The organism is Streptomyces sp. HP-A2021 (genome assembly GCF_022807935.1).
In the GTDB taxonomy this organism is placed as follows: Bacteria; Actinomycetota; Actinomycetes; order Streptomycetales; family Streptomycetaceae; genus Streptomyces; species Streptomyces afghaniensis.
Genome location: NZ_CP094344.1, coordinates 1,072,201 through 1,089,003, shown reverse-complemented (window position 1 = coordinate 1,089,003; position 16,803 = coordinate 1,072,201). Strand labels below are relative to the sequence as shown.

18 protein-coding genes and 1 pseudogene are annotated in these 16,803 nt (G+C 72.9%); 9 read left to right on the top strand and 10 right to left on the bottom strand.

Annotation, left to right across the window (positions count from 1 at the left end):
• The first annotated feature begins 181 nt into the window (after positions 1 to 181).
• Complete coding sequence (locus tag MQE23_RS05065; RefSeq protein WP_243378379.1) at positions 182 to 1,546, top strand: APC family permease; 1,365 nt, start codon at positions 182 to 184, stop codon at positions 1,544 to 1,546.
• 115 nt (positions 1,547 to 1,661) lie between these two features.
• Here MQE23_RS05065 and MQE23_RS05060 read toward each other — a convergent pair whose 3' ends face one another.
• Complete coding sequence (locus MQE23_RS05060; protein ID WP_020276004.1) at positions 1,662 to 2,111, bottom strand: hypothetical protein; 450 nt, start codon at positions 2,109 to 2,111, stop codon at positions 1,662 to 1,664.
• 329 nt (positions 2,112 to 2,440) lie between these two features.
• Between MQE23_RS05060 and MQE23_RS05055 the strand changes: the two genes are divergently transcribed.
• The 4 genes from MQE23_RS05055 to MQE23_RS05040 all read left to right on the top strand — a co-directional run bounded on the left by MQE23_RS05055 (position 2,441) and on the right by MQE23_RS05040 (position 6,642).
• Entirely contained in the window at positions 2,441 to 3,430 is a 990-nt protein-coding gene (locus MQE23_RS05055) for a hypothetical protein (RefSeq protein WP_243378378.1), read from the top strand.
• Between the two features lie 21 nt (positions 3,431 to 3,451).
• Positions 3,452 to 4,189 carry a class I SAM-dependent methyltransferase gene (locus tag MQE23_RS05050; protein WP_243378377.1) on the top strand — a complete coding sequence of 246 codons (738 nt, stop codon included), beginning with the start codon at positions 3,452 to 3,454 and terminating at the stop codon, positions 4,187 to 4,189.
• Positions 4,190 to 4,276: 87 nt separating this feature from the next.
• Entirely contained in the window at positions 4,277 to 5,080 is an 804-nt protein-coding gene (locus MQE23_RS05045) for a serine/threonine protein kinase (protein ID WP_243378376.1), read from the top strand.
• A complete protein-coding gene (locus tag MQE23_RS05040; RefSeq protein ID WP_243378375.1) occupies positions 5,077 to 6,642 on the top strand; it encodes a serine/threonine-protein kinase in 1,566 nt (521 codons plus the stop codon). The genes MQE23_RS05045 and MQE23_RS05040 overlap by 4 nt, the downstream gene beginning before the upstream one ends.
• Positions 6,643 to 6,655: 13 nt before the next feature.
• Here the strand turns inward: MQE23_RS05040 and MQE23_RS05035 are convergent.
• Positions 6,656 to 7,441 (bottom strand): annotated as a pseudogene (locus MQE23_RS05035) (hypothetical protein); the annotation flags it as partial.
• A 172-nt stretch (positions 7,442 to 7,613) separates the two neighbouring features.
• Here MQE23_RS05035 and MQE23_RS05030 point away from each other — a divergent pair.
• The gene (locus MQE23_RS05030) at positions 7,614 to 8,063 is read left to right on the top strand and encodes a hypothetical protein (RefSeq protein ID WP_020275998.1); all 450 of its coding nucleotides are present in this window, start codon (positions 7,614 to 7,616) and stop codon (positions 8,061 to 8,063) included.
• A gap of 62 nt (positions 8,064 to 8,125) precedes the next feature.
• On the opposite strand, the gene MQE23_RS05025 is transcribed toward MQE23_RS05030, so the two are convergent.
• The gene (locus MQE23_RS05025; protein WP_020275997.1) at positions 8,126 to 8,503 is read right to left on the bottom strand and encodes a hypothetical protein; all 378 of its coding nucleotides are present in this window, start codon (positions 8,501 to 8,503) and stop codon (positions 8,126 to 8,128) included.
• 52 nt (positions 8,504 to 8,555) lie between these two features.
• Positions 8,556 to 8,930: an SH3 domain-containing protein gene (locus MQE23_RS05020; RefSeq protein ID WP_020275996.1), complete on the bottom strand. Its 375-nt coding sequence runs from the start codon at positions 8,928 to 8,930 to the stop codon at positions 8,556 to 8,558.
• Positions 8,931 to 9,199: 269 nt separating this feature from the next.
• On the opposite strand from MQE23_RS05020, the gene MQE23_RS05015 reads away from it, so the two are divergent.
• Positions 9,200 to 9,628, top strand: coding sequence for a VOC family protein (locus MQE23_RS05015; protein WP_020275995.1), 429 nt, complete (start codon positions 9,200 to 9,202; stop codon positions 9,626 to 9,628).
• A 60-nt stretch (positions 9,629 to 9,688) separates the two neighbouring features.
• Here MQE23_RS05015 and MQE23_RS05010 read toward each other — a convergent pair whose 3' ends face one another.
• Positions 9,689 to 10,951, bottom strand: a complete 1,263-nt coding sequence (locus MQE23_RS05010; RefSeq protein ID WP_243378374.1) for an MFS transporter — start codon at positions 10,949 to 10,951, stop codon at positions 9,689 to 9,691.
• 154 nt (positions 10,952 to 11,105) lie between these two features.
• Positions 11,106 to 11,558, bottom strand: coding sequence for a YbhB/YbcL family Raf kinase inhibitor-like protein (locus MQE23_RS05005; RefSeq protein WP_020275992.1), 453 nt, complete (start codon positions 11,556 to 11,558; stop codon positions 11,106 to 11,108).
• A 133-nt stretch (positions 11,559 to 11,691) separates the two neighbouring features.
• On the opposite strand from MQE23_RS05005, the gene MQE23_RS04995 reads away from it, so the two are divergent.
• Positions 11,692 to 12,711: a sigma-70 family RNA polymerase sigma factor gene (locus tag MQE23_RS04995; protein ID WP_279345127.1), complete on the top strand. Its 1,020-nt coding sequence runs from the start codon at positions 11,692 to 11,694 to the stop codon at positions 12,709 to 12,711.
• A gap of 43 nt (positions 12,712 to 12,754) precedes the next feature.
• On the opposite strand, the gene MQE23_RS04990 is transcribed toward MQE23_RS04995, so the two are convergent.
• From MQE23_RS04990 to MQE23_RS04975, 4 genes are read right to left on the bottom strand one after another with little or no spacing between them, the layout of a single operon-like run.
• A complete protein-coding gene (locus tag MQE23_RS04990) occupies positions 12,755 to 13,861 on the bottom strand; it encodes a CapA family protein (RefSeq protein WP_243378373.1) in 1,107 nt (368 codons plus the stop codon).
• Positions 13,862 to 13,894: 33 nt separating this feature from the next.
• Positions 13,895 to 14,350 carry an archease gene (locus MQE23_RS04985; protein WP_037672374.1) on the bottom strand — a complete coding sequence of 152 codons (456 nt, stop codon included), beginning with the start codon at positions 14,348 to 14,350 and terminating at the stop codon, positions 13,895 to 13,897.
• A gap of 55 nt (positions 14,351 to 14,405) precedes the next feature.
• Positions 14,406 to 15,008, bottom strand: a complete 603-nt coding sequence (locus MQE23_RS04980) for a DJ-1/PfpI family protein (RefSeq protein WP_243378372.1) — start codon at positions 15,006 to 15,008, stop codon at positions 14,406 to 14,408.
• Positions 15,005 to 15,997: a GlxA family transcriptional regulator gene (locus MQE23_RS04975; protein ID WP_037666669.1), complete on the bottom strand. Its 993-nt coding sequence runs from the start codon at positions 15,995 to 15,997 to the stop codon at positions 15,005 to 15,007. The genes MQE23_RS04980 and MQE23_RS04975 overlap by 4 nt, the downstream gene beginning before the upstream one ends.
• 144 nt (positions 15,998 to 16,141) lie before the next feature.
• Between MQE23_RS04975 and MQE23_RS04970 the strand changes: the two genes are divergently transcribed.
• Positions 16,142 to 16,798, top strand: coding sequence for an alpha/beta family hydrolase (locus MQE23_RS04970; RefSeq protein WP_243378371.1), 657 nt, complete (start codon positions 16,142 to 16,144; stop codon positions 16,796 to 16,798).
• Positions 16,799 to 16,803: the final 5 nt, after the last annotated feature.

The window sequence follows — 16,803 nt, the reverse complement described above, 5'->3', positions numbered from 1 at the left end:
GTCCGGTGCCGGGCAGCGTCGTACGACGTCGTCCGACGCTCACCGGAACAGACTCCGGGCCCCGCCGGAACTCATCGCGGGGCCGGCCCGGCACCCCCGCCCGGTCACCGAGGCATCACTCCCGGTGTTCCGGGCAGGGAGACGGTGTTCCGGTCCGTGTCGAACGCCTCAGGGAGCTTTCGTGTCCGCAACCGAAAGGGATGCAGCCGCCGCGCCGGAGAGCGGGGACGACACCCCGCTGCGGCGTGCCATCGGCCCCAGACTGCTGATCCTGTTCGTGATCGGTGACATCCTCGGCACCGGCATCTACGCCACCACCGGTCAGGTCGCCGGCAAGGTCGGCGGGGCGCTGTGGCTGCCGTTCGTCATCGGATTCGTCGTCGCCATCCTGACAGCCGCCTCGTACGTCGAACTCGTCGGCAAGTACCCGAAGGCGGCCGGAGCCGCGCTCTACACCCAAAAGGCGTTCCAGGTCCCGTTCCTGACGTTCATCGTCGCCTTCATGGTCATGTGCTCGGGCCTGTCCTCGGCGAGCGCGGCCGCCCGCGCCTTCAGCGGCGACTACCTGTCCGAGTTCACGGACTTCTTCCCGCCCACGCTCATCGCGATCCTGTTCATCCTCGCCCTGGCGGCGCTGAACCTGCGGGGCGTGTCGGAATCCGTGAAGACCAACGTGGTCCTCACCGTGGTCGAACTGACCGGCCTGCTCGTCGTCCTCACGATCGGCGCCTGGGCCGTCCTGACCGGTGACGGCGAACCCTCCCGGCTCGGTGAGTTCCAGGCGGAGGGCACCGGTTACGCACTGCTGACCAGCGTCCTGGGGGCGACGGCCCTCGGCTTCTTCGCCTTCGTGGGCTTCGAGGACTCCGTCAACATGGCCGAGGAGACCAAGGATCCCGTACGGACCTTCCCGCGCGCCATCTTCACCGGCGTCGCCGTCACCGGCACCATCTACGTCCTGGTCGCCCTGGTCTCCTCGCTGCTCGTCGACTACCGCGTGCTGGAGGACTCCAGCGGCCCGCTGCTCGAAGTCGTCAAGGCCGGCGGCCTCGACTTCCCGCCCAAACTCTTCGCCCTGATCGCGCTGTTCGCGGTCACCAACTCGGCACTGATCAACATCATGATGGCGTCCCGCCTCTGCTACGGCATGGCGAACGAGCGCATCCTGCCGCGTGCCCTGGGCCGGGTGCTGCCCCGGCGTCGCACCCCCGTCGTCGGCATCGTCTTCGTCTCGCTCCTCGCCATCGGCCTGGTCTCCACCGGGGAGATCGAGGGCCTCGGCGACACCACGGCCTTCCTGCTGCTGTGCGTCTTCGCCGTCGTCAACATCGCCGTCCTCGTCCTGCGCCGGGACCGCGTCGAGCACGAGCACTTCCGTACGCCGACCGCCCTGCCGGTGCTCGGTGCGGTCACCGCCCTGATCCTGGCCAGCCCGTTGTCCGACCGGCCCGTGGACGTCTACATCCGGGCGGGCGTGCTGGTGGCCATCGGCATCGGGCTGTGGGTGCTCAACAAGGCGGTGCTGAAGGTACGCGGCGAGGCGTGAACGGCCACGACCGCTCGGCCCTGACCCCGTGAAGCGGCACCGGGCCACCACGGCTCCCGCGCGACGGCGGCGGGAGCGTGATGGCCCGGCTGGGGGGTGTTTCACGGTGGTCCGGTCAGCGGGTGAACGTGACCCGGTGTTCCTTCAGAGCGCCGCAGTTGGAGCCGAACACCTGCACGTACACGTTGTTGATGCTGCCGCCCCAGTCGACGCAGTGGCCCTTGCCGTAGACGTAGGTCGGTCCGGCGAAGGACGTGAAGCGCCCGGCGTCCTCGTCGTACTCGTCGGTGTCGGGCACGGAGATCCAGGCGGACATGTCGACGGCGGTGCCCGGGTTGTTGCGGATGGTCGTGACGCAGTTCTTTCCGTTGGCGGAGTTGTACGTCAGGTAGACCGTGCCCAGGGAGCCGACGGCCGCCGAGTTCACGGTCTTGTAGGCGCTTCCGCAGACCTTCTGCGGAGTGGTGTTGGGCGCGGCGGAGGCGGGTGACGCCAGGGCGGTCGTGGTCCCCACGGTCAGCGCCGCCAAGGCCGACGCGGCCAGGACGGAACGGGTGAATCGCATATTTCCCCCTTGCAACTCTTCGAGGTGGTTGCTCCTGCATGATGTGACCCGTCGGACATCCAAAGGGTTGTGCGTCAGTTCGCAGGAAAATTCGGTGAGTTGAGGGCGAGGCCCTGTCTCGGCGGGCGCGCGAGCATGCCCAGTGCCCGCCGCGTTTACTCATGTGTCACGTACGGCACACGCGAGTTCCAGAGGATCTGCTCAGGGGTGTCACACGTGCTGCACATCCCCCTTCCAAAGTCTCGTTAGCGTTACGACTCGATCCCACGTGCGAACGTGACCAGGCCGCGGCCCGCGAGCCGTCGACACAGCAAGATCGGGAAGACCACATGGACTACTGCTCCTCGTGCCGTAGGCACCTCAACGGCGCCTTGGTCTGCCCGGGGTGCGGCGCCTACGCCCCGGACATCGACCCCGCCGCCGACGGCCGTACCGGCCCGGCCGCATGGGAGTATCCGGCCGCCTCCGGCGCATCGCTCGACGGGAACGTGTGGGACGACGGCAGCGTGTGGGACACGAACCGCGCCGGTACGCGGGAGCTTCCCCTCGCGTACACCGGATCGTCCGGCGGCCGCCACGAGAGCCCTGGCACCAACGCGTCCGACGGCCACGAGACCCCTGACACGGATTTGTCCCACGGACATGACGCCCCGCAGACCACCACCGGAGCCGACGGCTACCAGGCCCCGCAGCAGGGGCGCGCGGCACGGCGTCGTCAGATGGCCCGCTGGAAGAAGAACCAGCGCCGGGCCGTGGTGGCGACCGCCGTCGCGCTCGTCGGAGGCGGCCTCACCGTCGCCGCCATGAAGGGCGACTCGACGCACGGCGTGCAGTCGGCCACGGCGCCGGAGGACACGACCATGGGCGGCGCCGACGGTCAGGCGCCGGCGTACACCGAACCGACGTCGACCCTGAGCGACACCGCACGGTCCTCGGCCACGCCCACCACTCCGCCGCACGCCGGCCGCACCTCGCAGCGCGAGCAGCCCCGGGCCGCCACTCCCCGCAGTACGCCGGCGGACCCGCGGACGGACGCGGCCGCAGCGCCCCGGGAGCTGCCGAAGACGACGCAGCCGAGGACCACGGTCCCGGACACGGTCGACACCGTCACCGGCGGCGCCGGCAAGTCCACGTCGACGGTGACCGAGCAGCAGACGACCCCGCCCGCAGCCGGTACCGGCAAGGACTCGCAGCAGGCCGCGTCCCCCGAGACGACCCCGTCCACGGCGAGCCCCACTCCGGCCGCGACGCCTCCCGCGGACTCCGGCTCCGACCCCAACAACAAGGAGCTGTGCGTGCTCGTCATCTGCCTGGGCTGAGTCGTTCGTAGCATCGGACGCATGGCAGACGAGTGCTTCCGGCATCCGCGGCTCGCCGCGGTCTACGACCCGCTCGACCCCGACCGTGCCGATCTCGAACCGTACCTGCGCATGGCGGAGGAGTTCGGGGCGCGCCGGGTGCTCGACGTCGGCTGCGGCACGGGCGTGTTCGCGCTGCTGCTGGCGCAACGCGGCGTCGACGTCGTCGGCGTCGATCCCGCCGGAGCGTCCCTGGACGTGGCCCGCGGCAAGCCGGGCGGCGAGCGGGTGCGGTGGATCCACGGCGACGCGACGACCCTCCCGCCCCTGGCCGCCGACCTCGCGACGATGACGGGCAACGCCGCACAGGCGGTCGTCGATCCAGAGGACTGGCAGAGGACCCTGCGAGGGGCCCGTGCGGCACTGCGGCCCGGCGGCCGTTTCGTGTTCGAGACCCGGGTCCCGGCCCGCCGCGCCTGGGAGGAGTGGAACCGCGAGGCCACGCACACCGTGTCGGACGTCCCGGGCGTCGGCGCCGTCGAGTCCTGGGTCGACCTGCTCGACGTGAGCGGGCCGCTGGTGACGTTCCGGTGGACCTATGTGTTCGCCGCGGACGGGCAGGTGCTGACGTCGGACTCGACACTGCGTTTCCGCGACCGGGAAGAGGTCGAGGCGGAACTCGTCGCGCAGGGCTTCGCGGTGGAGGACGTGCGCGACGCGCCCGACCGGCCGGGCCGGGAGTTCGTGTTCGTCGCACGGCGGCCGGGAACAGCCGGCTGACGCGGGCCCTGCCGCCTCCGCGCAAGCGGAATCCGCCCGTACAATCCTGGCGACCAAATCGGGGGCGTCAGCAGCGGGGGAGTCCGCGTGGAAACCATCATCGTGCAGTTGGCCGGGCCCGCGCAGTGGGGCGCGGACGAGACGGGCCGGCCCGACCTGATCCATCTGGGGCCCGGGGACATCGCCGACTTCGGCCGCGGCACGCCCGGCGGCGCGGAACTGCGCATCGTGCTGACCGATCCCGGGATCTCGCGCCGGGCCGGGCAGTTGGAGGCGGCCGGGGACTACTGGCGGCTGTCCAACTTCAGCCGCAGCGTGTCGTACGTGGTGGAGAACCTGGAGGGAGCCGGCGAGTACCTGACCGTCGCCCCGGGGCGGCTCGGCGCGCCCGTGCCGTTCGAGTTCTCGCGCGTCGTGCTCCCCGCCCTGTCCGGCACCGCGACCTTCAAGGTGTTCGCGCCCCAGCACGCCTACCTCGGTGAGCAGTCCGCGCCGGGCGGCGGGGAACAGACCGTCCATCCCTTCGCCCTGGACCCGACGTCGAAGTACTTCCTCGTGCTGGTGGCCCTGTGCGAACCCCGGCTGCGCGACCCCTCCGATTCGGCGCTGCCCGGGGTCGGGCAGATCGTGGAGCGGCTGCGGCCGCTGGAGGCCTGCCGGGACCTGACCCGCTCCGCGGTCAACTACCACATCGACTACCTGGCCTTCGCCAAACTGCGCCTGGACGTCGGCGAGGAGACCGCGACCGGAGGCGACGGCGGCCGCACCGGAGCCAAGCGCTCCCGGCTCGCCTCGGTCGCCCTGCGCTTCGGCCTGGTGCGCGAAGAACACCTCGGCCTGCTGCCGTCCCGCGGTGCCGGGCGCCTCACGCCGCAGGAGGCAGGCGCATGACGAGACCCGACGTCCCGGACGACATGGCGGACGACCTGGAGATACCCGGGCCGCCCCGCCTCCCGGAAGGGTTCCGGATCGACGGCTGGGAGGTGGGCGCGGTCATCGGCTCCGGCGGCTGGGGGACCGTGTACGAGGCCCGTACCGTCGCCGACGGCACGCCCGCGGCCGTGAAGGTGCTCCCGACCGGCGCCCTGGGGCCCGGGCAGCGCGCCGCGCTCGGTGAACTCGTCGAGCGGGAGGTCCGGTTCAGCGCCGAGGCCGACCACCCCCACCTCGTGCGCACCCACGCCGTGTGCACCGTCGAGGCACCGGAACTGCCCACCCTGGACGGTGCGTTCGCACTGGTCATGGACCGGGCCGAGGCCAGCCTGAAGGACGTCCTGGACGCCGCCGCCACCGGCCGGCCGATCGACGGCGCCGACCGTGTCCTGCGCGGAGTCGCCGCCGGACTCGCCCATATGCACGACGCCGGCTGGGTGCACGGCGACCTCAAGCCGGCCAACGTCCTGCTGGGCCCGGCCGGACAGGTATGGCTGGCGGACTTCGGGCTGGCCGCCGAACTCGACGGCACCCACGCCCATCTGCCGCCGCTCGGCACCCTCGACCACCTGCCGCCCGAGTGGTGGTCCCAGCGCACCGGCACCCAGGGCGCCGTCGTCCGGCCCACCGCCGACATCTGGGCCTTCGGCGTCCTCGCCCACCAGGTGCTCACCGGCGGGCTCCACCCCTTCCCCGGCGCCACGGCCCGGGCCCGTTCCCTCGCCGCCCAGGCCTACGCGCGCGGCACCGCACCCCTGCGGCTCGACGCGGGCCTCGGCGACGGCCTGCGGCGGCTGATCGCCGACTGCCTGGCGCCCGACCACACCACCCGGCTCCCGCACACGGCCCGTGACGTCGCCGCCCGCGTCGAGGACCTCACCGGCCCTCCGCCCCGCCGCCCGCGACGCCTGATGCCGGCCGTGGCGGCCGGGCTCGTCGTCCTGACCGCCGCCGCAGTCGCCGGGACGGCACTCCTCGGCGGAGCCGGCGACACCCAGGACGACGACCGCGACGGCGGCGCCCCCGCCGCCGTCACCGGCGCGCACCGCCCGGTGCCCGGTGAGATCCCGGAGGACTCCGACGTACCCGAGGCGCTGCGCCCCGTCATCGCCCGCGCCGCCCACCGCTGCACCGACGAGGAGATCACCCCCGCCCTGCTCGCCGCGCTGCTCAAGGCCGAGAGCGGCTTCGACGTGAACGCCGCCCGCCCGGAGAGCGAGGAGTACGGCATCGCCATGTGGACGCCGTCGGTGTTCCGGGCCTGGGCGGTGGACGGCGACGGGGACGGCGACAAGGACCACATGTCGCCGCCGGACGCGATCGCCACCATGAGCCTGTACGTGTGCTGGCTCGACCAGCGCTTCAAACAGGCGGGACTGCCGAAGAAGGACCTGCCCGCGCTGGTCGCGGCCGGCTACCGCACCAGCGACCGCACGGTCATCGAGGAGGGCGGCGTCCCCGCACGGGTACGCCCGCACGTGGACAAGGTGCTGGGCTACCTCGCCGAGTACGAGCGCTGAACTCCCGAGCCCGGCCCCGGACTTGGCAGCCCACCAGCACCTCGACCCCGGCCGGGAGTTGCGTGACCCGGGGCGTCGTTCGTGGCCGGGCCCCTGCGGACGTTCACGAACTCGCCCCAGGTGCCGAACCACGTCCCCGCGGGCCGCACCCCGCATGGCACGTTCAGCGAGCGGGTCAGCCGGCCGAGGTCGGTGTACGCCTTCCCGTACGACGTGCCGACCGGATGCAGCGTCAGCACGGCCACGATCGGGCGTGCGGTCGTCGGCGCCCACCGTGCCGGTGGTGTGCAGTGCCGGGCGGGTGAGGTCCACGCCGGCCGCGGCGGCCCTGGTCACGGGAGCGGCGGCCCTGGTGGCGGGAGCGGCTGCCGTTTCCGCCTCGGCCGCCGTTGCCGAGGTGCCGCACGCCCCCTTCGCGTACTCCCCGGACCAGCCCTGCTTCACCCCAGTAGTGGTTCGCGGCATCGGCGTCGCTGCTGCGCAGCATCGGCTCGAGCAGCGCCCGGTCGGCCTCGGGGATCGTGTATGCGGGGCCACGGTCCCACAGGAAGTCCAGGGCAAGCAGCAGTTTGACGACCGAGGCGGAACGGAAACGCGCGCTCTCGTCGACCTGTTCGGTGAACGTGCCCGTCCGGCGGTCGAAGACCGCGACCCCGGCGGTGACGCCGTCCGGAATCCGGGCGGCCTGTGCCACCGGGGCGGACGTCCCCGGCCTGGGGACCGCAGCCGCGCCGCCCGTGAGCGACGCGACCGTGACGAGCGTCGCGAGCGCGGCGGCGCCGCGCAGGAGCATACGCATGGTTGCCCTTTCTGAAACGGGACGACCGGGGGGTTCGACCCTGATAAATGTCAGGTGTCGCCGGCCTGGTGACCGTCCGTACGGTCACCCCAGTGAGCGATGCGCCGGCCGGATCGCCGGCCCGCCCGCGCACGACCAGAACATCCGCCGACACACATGAAAGAGGGGGCTCATGAGCCGCCGATCGCTCAGGACACTGCTGGCCGCCGGGGGCGCCGCCGCGGTGATGGCGCTCCTCCCGACCGCCGCCCACGCCGCGCCGCACTCGGGCGGCAACTACGGGGCCTACGGGAACGAGGGGCAGTACCCCACCACGAACTACTGCTCGGGCACGTTCCGGCAGATCGGGGCCACCAAGTACGCCGAAGGCATGGCCCTGAAGTACTTCTACTCCGACAAGTGCGGCTCCTTCGCCCGGATCGAGAACTCCCGGCCCGGCTGCGCCGCCGTACTCCAGCGTTCCGACAGCGGCGTGGGACGGGTCGACGGCTGGGTCTCCGAGACCGTCGACTCCGGCATCACGTACGCCTACACGCAGATGGGCAACAACCTCAACGGCCGCGTCTCACGCGCCCTGCTCACGTGCGACGGCCACGACCTGACCGTGACCGGCTGGTACTGAGCCGCACACACGCCACAGGGGGCGGCCGGTGCTCCGGTCCGCCCCCTGTGGCGCATGCCGCGTCAGCAGTCCGGGACTCCGGCGATCTTCTGGCCGCCCCGGATGTACAGGTTGTTCACCCAGGCGATGTCACTGCCTGCGAACTCCTGGACCGCCGTCCACCAGTTGTTGGTGCCGACGGCCGGGTCGCGCACGGTCTGGCCCTGCGTCTGGCACACGGCGTCCGCCCACCACTGCGAACGGACCGCGAGACGAGGGGACTCGGACGTCGGCTGCTGGCGCAGGTTGACGTCGGTGGCCCAGACGTAGACGTCCGTCAGGGTCGGGTCGCCGTTGTTGGCAGCGGCGGCCGGGGCCGCCTGGGCGGTGGTGGCGAGGCCGCCGACGGCGAGCGCGGCCACGGCGAGGCCCATGGCGGTACGGCTGATCATTCGCTTCATGTGTCTGTCCCCCGTAGGACGATGGTGTGGTCGGGTGTGGTCATGGTCCGGGTCAGCAGCGCGCCGAGGCGGGCAGGTCGCCGTACTCGTTGCCCTTGAGGTACACGGCGCTGACGTAGCCCTCGAGGAGCTTCACCCAGACGTCGTTGGAGTAGCCGTTGTCGGTGATGCGCTCGCCGCGGGTCCAGCAGTAGGCGCCGAGCGGCTGGCCCGCCGGAACGGTGGCGAGGATTCCGTAGGAAGTGCCCGGCCCGTAGCGGACGTTGACGGTCTCGTAGGGCACGACCGCGTACGGCGCGGCCATGATGCGGGCGCCGCCCTGCTCGCCGGCGGCGGACGCGGAGGCGGTCCCCGCGGTGAGCGGGCCGAGCAGTGCGAGCGCCCCGGCGCCGACGAGCGCGGCCCTGGCGAAGATGCGAGTGGACATGTCGAGTTCCCCCTGAGGTGTGGCCGACGCTCAGAACAGTAGGGAGACCAGGGGCGACACGGTCCCTGACAATTGTCAGGGTCGTGCGGGACAACAGGGGTGCGAGCAGGGCGACTTGGCCTGCTGCGCGCGGGCCGTGCGATACGGCCGAAAACCGCTCGACGACCGGACCCGCCGCTGTCTACGATCCACCGCGCGGCATCGCGTGTCGGTCACCGGCCGGGTGAGGCATGGAGGCGCCGCGGAGATGCCCGTGGAGGCATTCAACCGTGTCAGTCGAGTTCAATCACACCATCGTCCTGTCCCGCGACAGAGAGAAGTCCGCCCGCTTCCTCGCGGAGATCCTGGGTCTGGAGGTCGGGGCGCCGGCCGGGGTGTTCCTGCCCGTGACGACCGCCAACGGCGTCACGCTGGACTTCCTCACCATCGACGCCGACATCCCCATGCAGCACTACGCGTTCCTCGTCTCCGAGGACGAGTTCGACGAGGCCCTCGCCCGGCTCGTCGCGGCCCGGATCCCCATCCAGGCCGACCCGCACGGCAACCACCCGCGCAAGATCAACCGCAACGACGGCGGCCGGGGCGTGTACTTCCTCGACCCGGCGGGCCACGGCCTGGAGATCATCACCCGCCCGTACGGCGCGGACCCGTCCTCGCCGCTGAACGGCGTCACGGAGGACGTGCCCGGGGCGATCTGAGCCCCCGGGCCGGGGGCGGGACCTCGCAAACCGAGCTGCTCCCGGCCCCGGCCCGGCCGTTCAGGTGCCGTCCTTCAGCGCCACGGGAGCCGGCTCGGGGCCGGTGTCCGGCGCGTGGTCGCGGCGGGGGAGCAGAACGGGGGTGCAGAGAAGGAAGACGCCGGCCAGGGCGATGGCCGTACGCGGGCCGGTCAGATGGGCCACCAGGCCCCACAGGGCGGTCACGGCCGCCGTGGTGGCCTTGCCGGTGGCCGACCAGGCGGCCAGGGTGCGGGTGACCCGGTCCGCGGGGGTCCGGTCGAGGCGGTACGTGGCGAACACCGGGTTGAACACGGCACAGCAGGTGATCAGCCCGAACTCGACCACCATGACCAGCGCCAGCCCGGCCGTACCGGGGCCGACGAAGGCCAGCCCGAGCGACCAGCACGCCCGCAGCACCCCCGCCGTGAACATGACGCGGTGCCGGCCCCACCGTGCGACGAGCCGCGGTGCCAGACGTGAGCCGAGCAGGCCGCCCGTGCAGGGCACCGCGAAGGCGAGCGCGTACTGCCAGGGGGCGAACCGCAGCTCACCGACCATGAGGACCATGAGCGGTGGCGAAGCCGCCATGATCAGGGAGTTCGCGAGGACCGTGTTGAAGAAGAGCGGGCGCAGCGCCGGGTCGGCCAGGATGCAGCGCCAGCCGTCGAGCAGGTCGCCTGCCCGGGGCCTGGCCTCGCCGGCCCCGGGCCGCACGGGGTGTTTCTCCTCGCCGCCCATCGCCCGGAGGCCGAACGCCGAGAGCAGATAGCTCACCGCGTTGCCCACCACGGTCGTCACCGGACCCAACAGCCCGATCGCGGCCCCGCCCAGCGGCGGCCCGACCATGCTGGCCGTCCAGTTCGTCGCCTCGAACCGGCCGTTCGCGACGAGCAGGTCCCGTCGCGGCACCAGATCCTTCAGGAACGCCCCGGCCGCCGCGCTGAAGGTGATGTCGGCCGCCGCGACGGCCACCGACACCAGCAGCAGTTGTACGAAGCCCAGCCGGCCCAGGGCGAACGCCACGGGGATGCTCAGCAGCACCGCGCACCGGACCAGGTCCGTCGCGATCATCACCGGCCGTTTGCGGCGGACCTCCACCCACGGCCCGAGCGGCACCGACACGGCCGCGCCGACCGCCGGTCCCACCGCCGCCAGCAGCGACACCTGCGTCGGTCCCGCGTCCAGCACCAGGACCGCGAGCAGCGCGAACGCGTCGAACGCGAGCCATGTGCCGGCCGTGCTGACCGCGTACGCCCCCCACAGCCACCCGAACCGCCGCCCCAGCGACCGCCTGCCCGCCATACCCGGCGCACACCCCCAGCTCCCGCGGACAACCCGGTGTTGACCGGCAGCCATCCAAGCGGGCACCGGGGCGCCCGGGCAAACAACCGTCCGTCACCCGTGGCACAACCAACCGTTGTGTCACATCGGTACGGGCGGACCCCCGAGAGCCGTCTCAGCGCTGGTAGAGACCCACCAGCGTGCCGTCCGCGATGCGGCGCTTCTCGACCTCCTCGTGCACCTCGTCCGCGCGGGGCGCGTCGGGCAGGACGCACGGCTCGGACAGGGCGTAGAGCCGGAAGAAGTAGTGGTGTGCGTCGTCCCCGGGCGGGGGATGCGGGCCGCCCCAGCCCTGCTGCCCGTAGCCGTTGACGAGTTCCGTGCCGCCCGGTGGGCAGTGCCCGGCCTCGACGCCGTCGCTGTGCGGGTCGATGCCGACCACGACCCAGTGCGCGAAGGTGCCCGACGGGGCGTCGGGATCCTCGCAGAGCAGGACCAGTTCGGCCGCGTCGTCCGGTACGCCGCTCCAGGTCAGGGGCGGAGAGACGTTCGGTCCCTCGTACGCGTACCGGCGCGCGATGAAGGAGTGGTCGTTGAACGCGTTGCTGCGCAGTTCGATGCCGGTCATGTGCCCCGGAGTACCCCCGCGGGACCCGGACATGCGGTTCGGGACGGACCGCCTCGGGTACCCGTGAGCCGTCCGGAACGAGCCGGAATGAGGCAGCGAGCCGGAAAGAGGTAGGGGACGGAGGATCACGAGGATGTCTCCCCTGGCAGAAGACTCCGCGGCACACCCCCGGGAGGACCGCCGCGCCCCCGCCCGCACCGCACGGCTGCGCAACCGCATCCCCGAGCCCGACGAGGAACCCGACCTCCTCGGCCAGTACCTCACGCAGATCGCGGCGACACCGCTGCTCACGGCGGAGGACGAGGTCCTGCTGGCCCGGCGGCTGGAGGCCGGCGTGCGGGCGCTGGAGGAACTGGAACGGGCCGACGCAGGTGAGCTCGACCTGGCGCCGGAGCGGCGGGGGGAGCTGGAGGAGGCCGCCCGGGACGGGCAGGCCGCCAAGGACCACATGGTCCGGGCCAACCTCCGGCTCGTCGTCTCGATGGCCAAACGGCACGCCCACCGGGGCCTGCCCCTGCTGGACGTCATCCAGGAGGGCAACCTGGGGCTGATCCGGGCCGTGGAGAAGTTCGACCACACGAAGGGCTTCAAGTTCTCCACCTACGCGACCTGGTGGATCCGCCAGGCGATCGAGCGGGGCCTGGCCGCGCACGCGCGCACCGTACGGCTGCCGATGCACGTCGTCGAGCAGCTCCAGAAGGTCGCCAAGATCGAACGGCGTCTGCAACTCGACCTGGGACGCGAACCGAGCGTCGAGGAAGTGGCCAGGGAGAGCGGCCTCGCCGCCGACCGGATCGGCTGGCTGCGCCGCGTCGGCCGGCAGGCCGTCAGCCTGGACACGCCCGTGGACGAGACCGGCGAGACCGTCGTCGGCGACCTCATCCCCGACACCGAGGTGCTCCAGGCCCCGGAGGTGGCCGAGTACCAGGCACTCGCCGAGGAACTGCACGAGGCCGTCGGCACGCTCGCGCCCCGCGAGGCCATGATCCTCAGCCTCCGCTACGGCCTGCACGACGGCCACACCCGCAGCCGCGACGAGGTCGCCCGCCGCGTCGGCCTCACCCGCGAGCGGGTACGCCAGCTGGAGAAGGAGTCCCTCGCCCGCCTCCGGGAGCCGAACAACCGGGAACGGCTGATGGCCTGGGCAGGCTGACCTCCCACCTCATGCGGCACCGCAGGACCGGGCGGGCTGACACTCATCCGCCCGTCAACGCCAGCGAGCCGTCCGGTGTCGGTGTCACCCCCACCCCGCTGCTGATCCGGTCGAGCGTCGTCCGCAGCCATGTGCGGTCCGCGCGGGACGCGGGCTCCAGTCGCAGCCGGCGTGCCCGTAGCGGCACCATGCGCAGCGCCGCCAGTCGGCCGCTGTCCGCCTCGACCGAGGCGAGGAACGCGAGCCGCAGGTCGTCGCGGTACTCCTCGTAGCCGGTGATGCCCTCGTAGTCGTCGATGAAGTCGCCGCAGCCGTACAGGATCAGCCGGTCCCGGTACACCTCCAGCGGGCGGGGGTGGTGTGAGGAGTGGCCGTGGACGATGTCGACCCCGCCGTCCACCAGGGCGTGCGCGAAGCGGACCTGCTCGCGGGGCACGCGGAACCCCCAGTTCGTGCCCCAGTGCACGGACACCACGGTCAGGTCACCGGCCCGGCGGGACCGCCGGACGTGCCGCAGTACGGTGTCGGACGCGGCGGGCGAGAGCTCCGGCACGTACGCCACACCGGGCCGGTCCGCCGTCGCCGCCCAGCCGGACGGGATGCCGCTGGAGCGCGCGCCGAGGGCGAAGACCAGCAGCCGGCGGCCACCGGGGAGGGGAACCGGAGCGGGTGCGTACGCCTCCTCGGCGTCACGTCCCGCACCCGCCGTCCGCAGGTCCGCCCGGGCCAGCGCGTCCAGTGTCCCCAGCAGACCCGGGCGGCCGAAGTCCAGGACGTGGTTGTTGGCGAGGACGGTCACGTCGGGCCGGGCCACGGCCAGGGCCGGCAGGTTGGCCGGGTGCATCCGGTAGTGGATCTCCTTGTCCGGGGCGAACGTGTCCGCGGACGTCACCGACGTCTCCAGGTTCACGATCCGGACGTCCGGGGCGGCCTCGTCCAGCACCCGCAGCGCCTCGCCCCACGGCCAGGACGGATCGACGGGCGCGGGCACCGGGCCGTGCGCCGACTCCGCCAGCCGGACGTAGGACCGCGCGTCCTCGACGTACGCCTCCCGCAGTGCCGGATCACCGGGGTGCGCCAGAATCTGGTCGACGCCGCGCCCGAGCATCACGTCACCGCACAGGAACAGCGTCACGACACCGCCGCCCACACCTCCACGGTAGGCGCACCCAGGACGGCGGGGTCAGGCGTCGACCGTCACCGCGCACGACCACCCGTACGGACCCGGCCCGATGCGCAGCTCGTCCCACGCCACCGCCCTCGGGACCGCCCCGGTGACCTCCACGTCCGCGAGGCCGGTGACCGCCAGCCGTACGTCCAGGCCGCCGTCGGCCTCGTCCGCCTCCACGTCCACCGGCACCTGGCCGTACACCTCCAGCCGGAAGATGATCTCGTCCAGCAGCGAGGCGAGCAGGTCGTCGTCGCTGGCCTCGGCCAGCCGCACCCGGTCCACGGCGGTCGGACGCACTCCCGAGACGTCCGCGAAGCACTCCACCATCGCCAGGACAGCCTCCGCCAGACAGTGCTCCCGGCACGCCGCCCACGCCTCGATCCGGATGTTCTCCGGATGCGGCACCGCCCGGTGCCCGCACTCGCCCGCCTGCCGTCCCTGCCCGTCGTCGCCCCTGTCACCGCCCATGAACATCGACTGCCCGAGGCTGCCGCACCCATGCAGCGACCGGCCCGGCGGTGGGTCAGACGGGCTCGTCCGCGAGGTACGGCGGCGCCGGGTCGTACTGGATGTAGCGCCGCACCGCCCGTGCGTGGTCCCGGCCGTGCAGCCGCCCCACCAGCCACAGCGCGCTGTCGATGCCGGCCGAGACGCCCTGGCTGGTGACCAGGTCGCCGTCCACGACGTAGCGGACGTCCCGGACGACCGTCACGTCGCCGCGGGCCTCGAGGGTGTCCTCCTGGCTCCAGTGCGTGGCCACCCGCCGCCCGCGCGCGGTACCCGCGGCGTGCAGCAGGAACGTGCCGGTGCACACGCCGTGCACCCACGCGGCCCGCTCCGCCGTCTTCCCGATCCAGTCGGTGACCACCGGGTTGTGCAGCTGCGTCTCGCGCGCGCCCCGGCCGCCCGGCACGTGCAGCACGTCCAGCGGCGGATGGTCGTCGAGGGTGTGGTCGGGCAGGACGCGCAGGCCCTTGTTGCAGCGCACGGGGCCGGGGTGCTCGGCGACGAGCACGGCCGAGTCGGCGCCGTCGCGGAGCATGGCGGAGACCGTGAAGACCTCCCAGGGCCCCACGAAGTCGAGCTCCTCGGCGTCCTCGAAGACCAGCAGGCCGTATGTCGTCATACGGGTTCCCCTTTCGGTGAGACGTGGTGGGCGGCTTCCGCGGTGGAGCGGAAGCGGGCGCGGTAGTCGGACGGCGCGATGCCGAGCCGGCGGTGGAACGTGCGGCGCAGGGTCTCCGCGGTGGTGAAGCCGTAGCGGCGGGCGATGGCCTCGACCGGTTCGTCCCCCTCGGTGAGGGCCCGCTGGGCCGCCTCGACGCGCACCCGCTCGACGTACGCGGCCGGCGGCACGCCCAGTTCGGCGGTGAAACGGCGCTGGAGGTGCCGGGGGCTCAGCCCGGCGTGCGCGGCGAGACCGGCGATGTCGTGCCGGGCGCCCGGATCGGCGTGGATCGCGGTGACGGCGGCCCGCACCGGGTCCGTCGCCGGCTGCCGCGACCACAGCGCCACACTGAACTGCGACTGGCCGCCCGGCCGCCGCAGGAACAGCACCAGTCGGCGGGCCACCGCGTGCGCGACGTCCCGGCCCAGATCGTCCTCCACCAGGGCGAGCGCCAGGTCCATGCCGGCCGTCACACCGGCCGACGTCCACACCGGCCCGTCCCGGACGAAGATCGGCTCACAGTCCACCCGCACCTCGGGGTGCTCCCGGGCCAACTGCTCCTCGCGGGCCCAGTGCGTGGTGACCCGGCGCCCGTCCAGCAGCCCCGCCGCCGCCAGCAGGAACACCCCGCTGCACACCGAGGCCACGCGCCGGGCACGGGTCGCCGCGGCGGCGACCCAGGAGACCAGCGCCTCGTCCTGCCGGGCCCGGTCGACACCCCGGCCGCCGACCACCACGAGCGTGTCGATCCCGGCCGGGCCGAGGTCCGCCACGCCGTGCCCGGCATGCACGAGCAGCCCGCTGACCGACCTGACCGGACCCGCCCGGGGCGCCACGACCTCGCAGACGTAGTCGTCGCCCGCGCTGTGGAACACCTCGTGCGGGCCGGTGAGGTCGAGCGGCTGGAAGCCGTCGAAGACGACGAAGACGACACGGCGGGAAGTCACGCCCTCCACGCTCCTCCGGCCAGGGTGTGGCGTCAACGACACGCATCCCACGGATCGCGCCATACCGGAGGCGAGGCGGGACGACCGCCCCGGTGTGGGTAGGCGGGCGGCAGGACGAGGGACGTGGGGGAGAGGAGGCCTCCGATGAACTCCCAGACGGTCACCGTGCCCGCCGGTGGCGCGACGCTCACCGGCGATCTGACCGTGCCGCCGGCCGCCCGCGCGGTCGTGCTGTTCGCCCACGGCAGCGGCAGCTCCCGGCACAGCCCCCGCAACCGCGACGTCGCCGCCGGCCTGCGCACCGCCGGACTCGGCACCCTCCTGATCGACCTGCTCACCGAGGAGGAGGAACGGCTGGACGTCCGCACCGCCGAACTCCGCTTCGACATCCCGCTGCTGGGCCGCCGGCTGGTTGCCGCCGTCGACTGGCTGGAACAGGCGCCCGGCACCCAGGGCCTGCCCGTCGTCCTGTTCGGCGCCAGCACCGGCGCGGGCGCGGCCCTGGTCGCCGCCGCCGAACGCCCCGACCGGGTGCCGGCGGTCGTCTCGCGCGGCGGGCGGCCCGACCTGGCCGGCGACGCCCTGGACGCCGTCCGGGCTCCGGTACTGCTGATCGTGGGCGGCCGGGACCAGCACGTGCTGCGGCTCAACGAGGAAGCGGCCCGGCGGCTGCACGTCCCGCACACCCTCCACGTGGTGCCCGGCGCGACGCACCTGTTCGAGGAGCCGGGCGCGCTCGACCAGGTCACCGAGGTGGCCCGGCAGTGGTGCCACGACCAGCTGCGGACAACGGCGGGCTGACGGCG

Excerpts from the sequence above, each read along its gene's own strand:
- MQE23_RS05040 (WP_243378375.1), top strand. The coding sequence starts at position 5,077 with ATGACGAGACCCGACGTCCCGGACGACATGGCGGACGACCTGGAGATA.
- MQE23_RS05030 (WP_020275998.1), top strand. The coding sequence starts at position 7,614 with ATGAGCCGCCGATCGCTCAGGACACTGCTGGCCGCCGGGGGCGCCGCC.
- MQE23_RS04995 (WP_279345127.1), top strand. The coding sequence starts at position 11,692 with ATGTCTCCCCTGGCAGAAGACTCCGCGGCACACCCCCGGGAGGACCGC.
- MQE23_RS05010 (WP_243378374.1), bottom strand. The coding sequence starts at position 10,951 with ATGGCGGGCAGGCGGTCGCTGGGGCGGCGGTTCGGGTGGCTGTGGGGG.
- MQE23_RS05005 (WP_020275992.1), bottom strand. The coding sequence starts at position 11,558 with ATGACCGGCATCGAACTGCGCAGCAACGCGTTCAACGACCACTCCTTC.
- MQE23_RS05050 (WP_243378377.1), top strand. The coding sequence starts at position 3,452 with ATGGCAGACGAGTGCTTCCGGCATCCGCGGCTCGCCGCGGTCTACGAC.
- MQE23_RS05020 (WP_020275996.1), bottom strand. The coding sequence starts at position 8,930 with ATGTCCACTCGCATCTTCGCCAGGGCCGCGCTCGTCGGCGCCGGGGCG.
- MQE23_RS04980 (WP_243378372.1), bottom strand. The coding sequence starts at position 15,008 with ATGACGACATACGGCCTGCTGGTCTTCGAGGACGCCGAGGAGCTCGAC.
- MQE23_RS04985 (WP_037672374.1), bottom strand. The coding sequence starts at position 14,350 with ATGGGCGGTGACAGGGGCGACGACGGGCAGGGACGGCAGGCGGGCGAG.
- MQE23_RS04970 (WP_243378371.1), top strand. The coding sequence starts at position 16,142 with ATGAACTCCCAGACGGTCACCGTGCCCGCCGGTGGCGCGACGCTCACC.
- MQE23_RS05025 (WP_020275997.1), bottom strand. The coding sequence starts at position 8,503 with ATGAAGCGAATGATCAGCCGTACCGCCATGGGCCTCGCCGTGGCCGCG.
- MQE23_RS05060 (WP_020276004.1), bottom strand. The coding sequence starts at position 2,111 with ATGCGATTCACCCGTTCCGTCCTGGCCGCGTCGGCCTTGGCGGCGCTG.
- MQE23_RS05055 (WP_243378378.1), top strand. The coding sequence starts at position 2,441 with ATGGACTACTGCTCCTCGTGCCGTAGGCACCTCAACGGCGCCTTGGTC.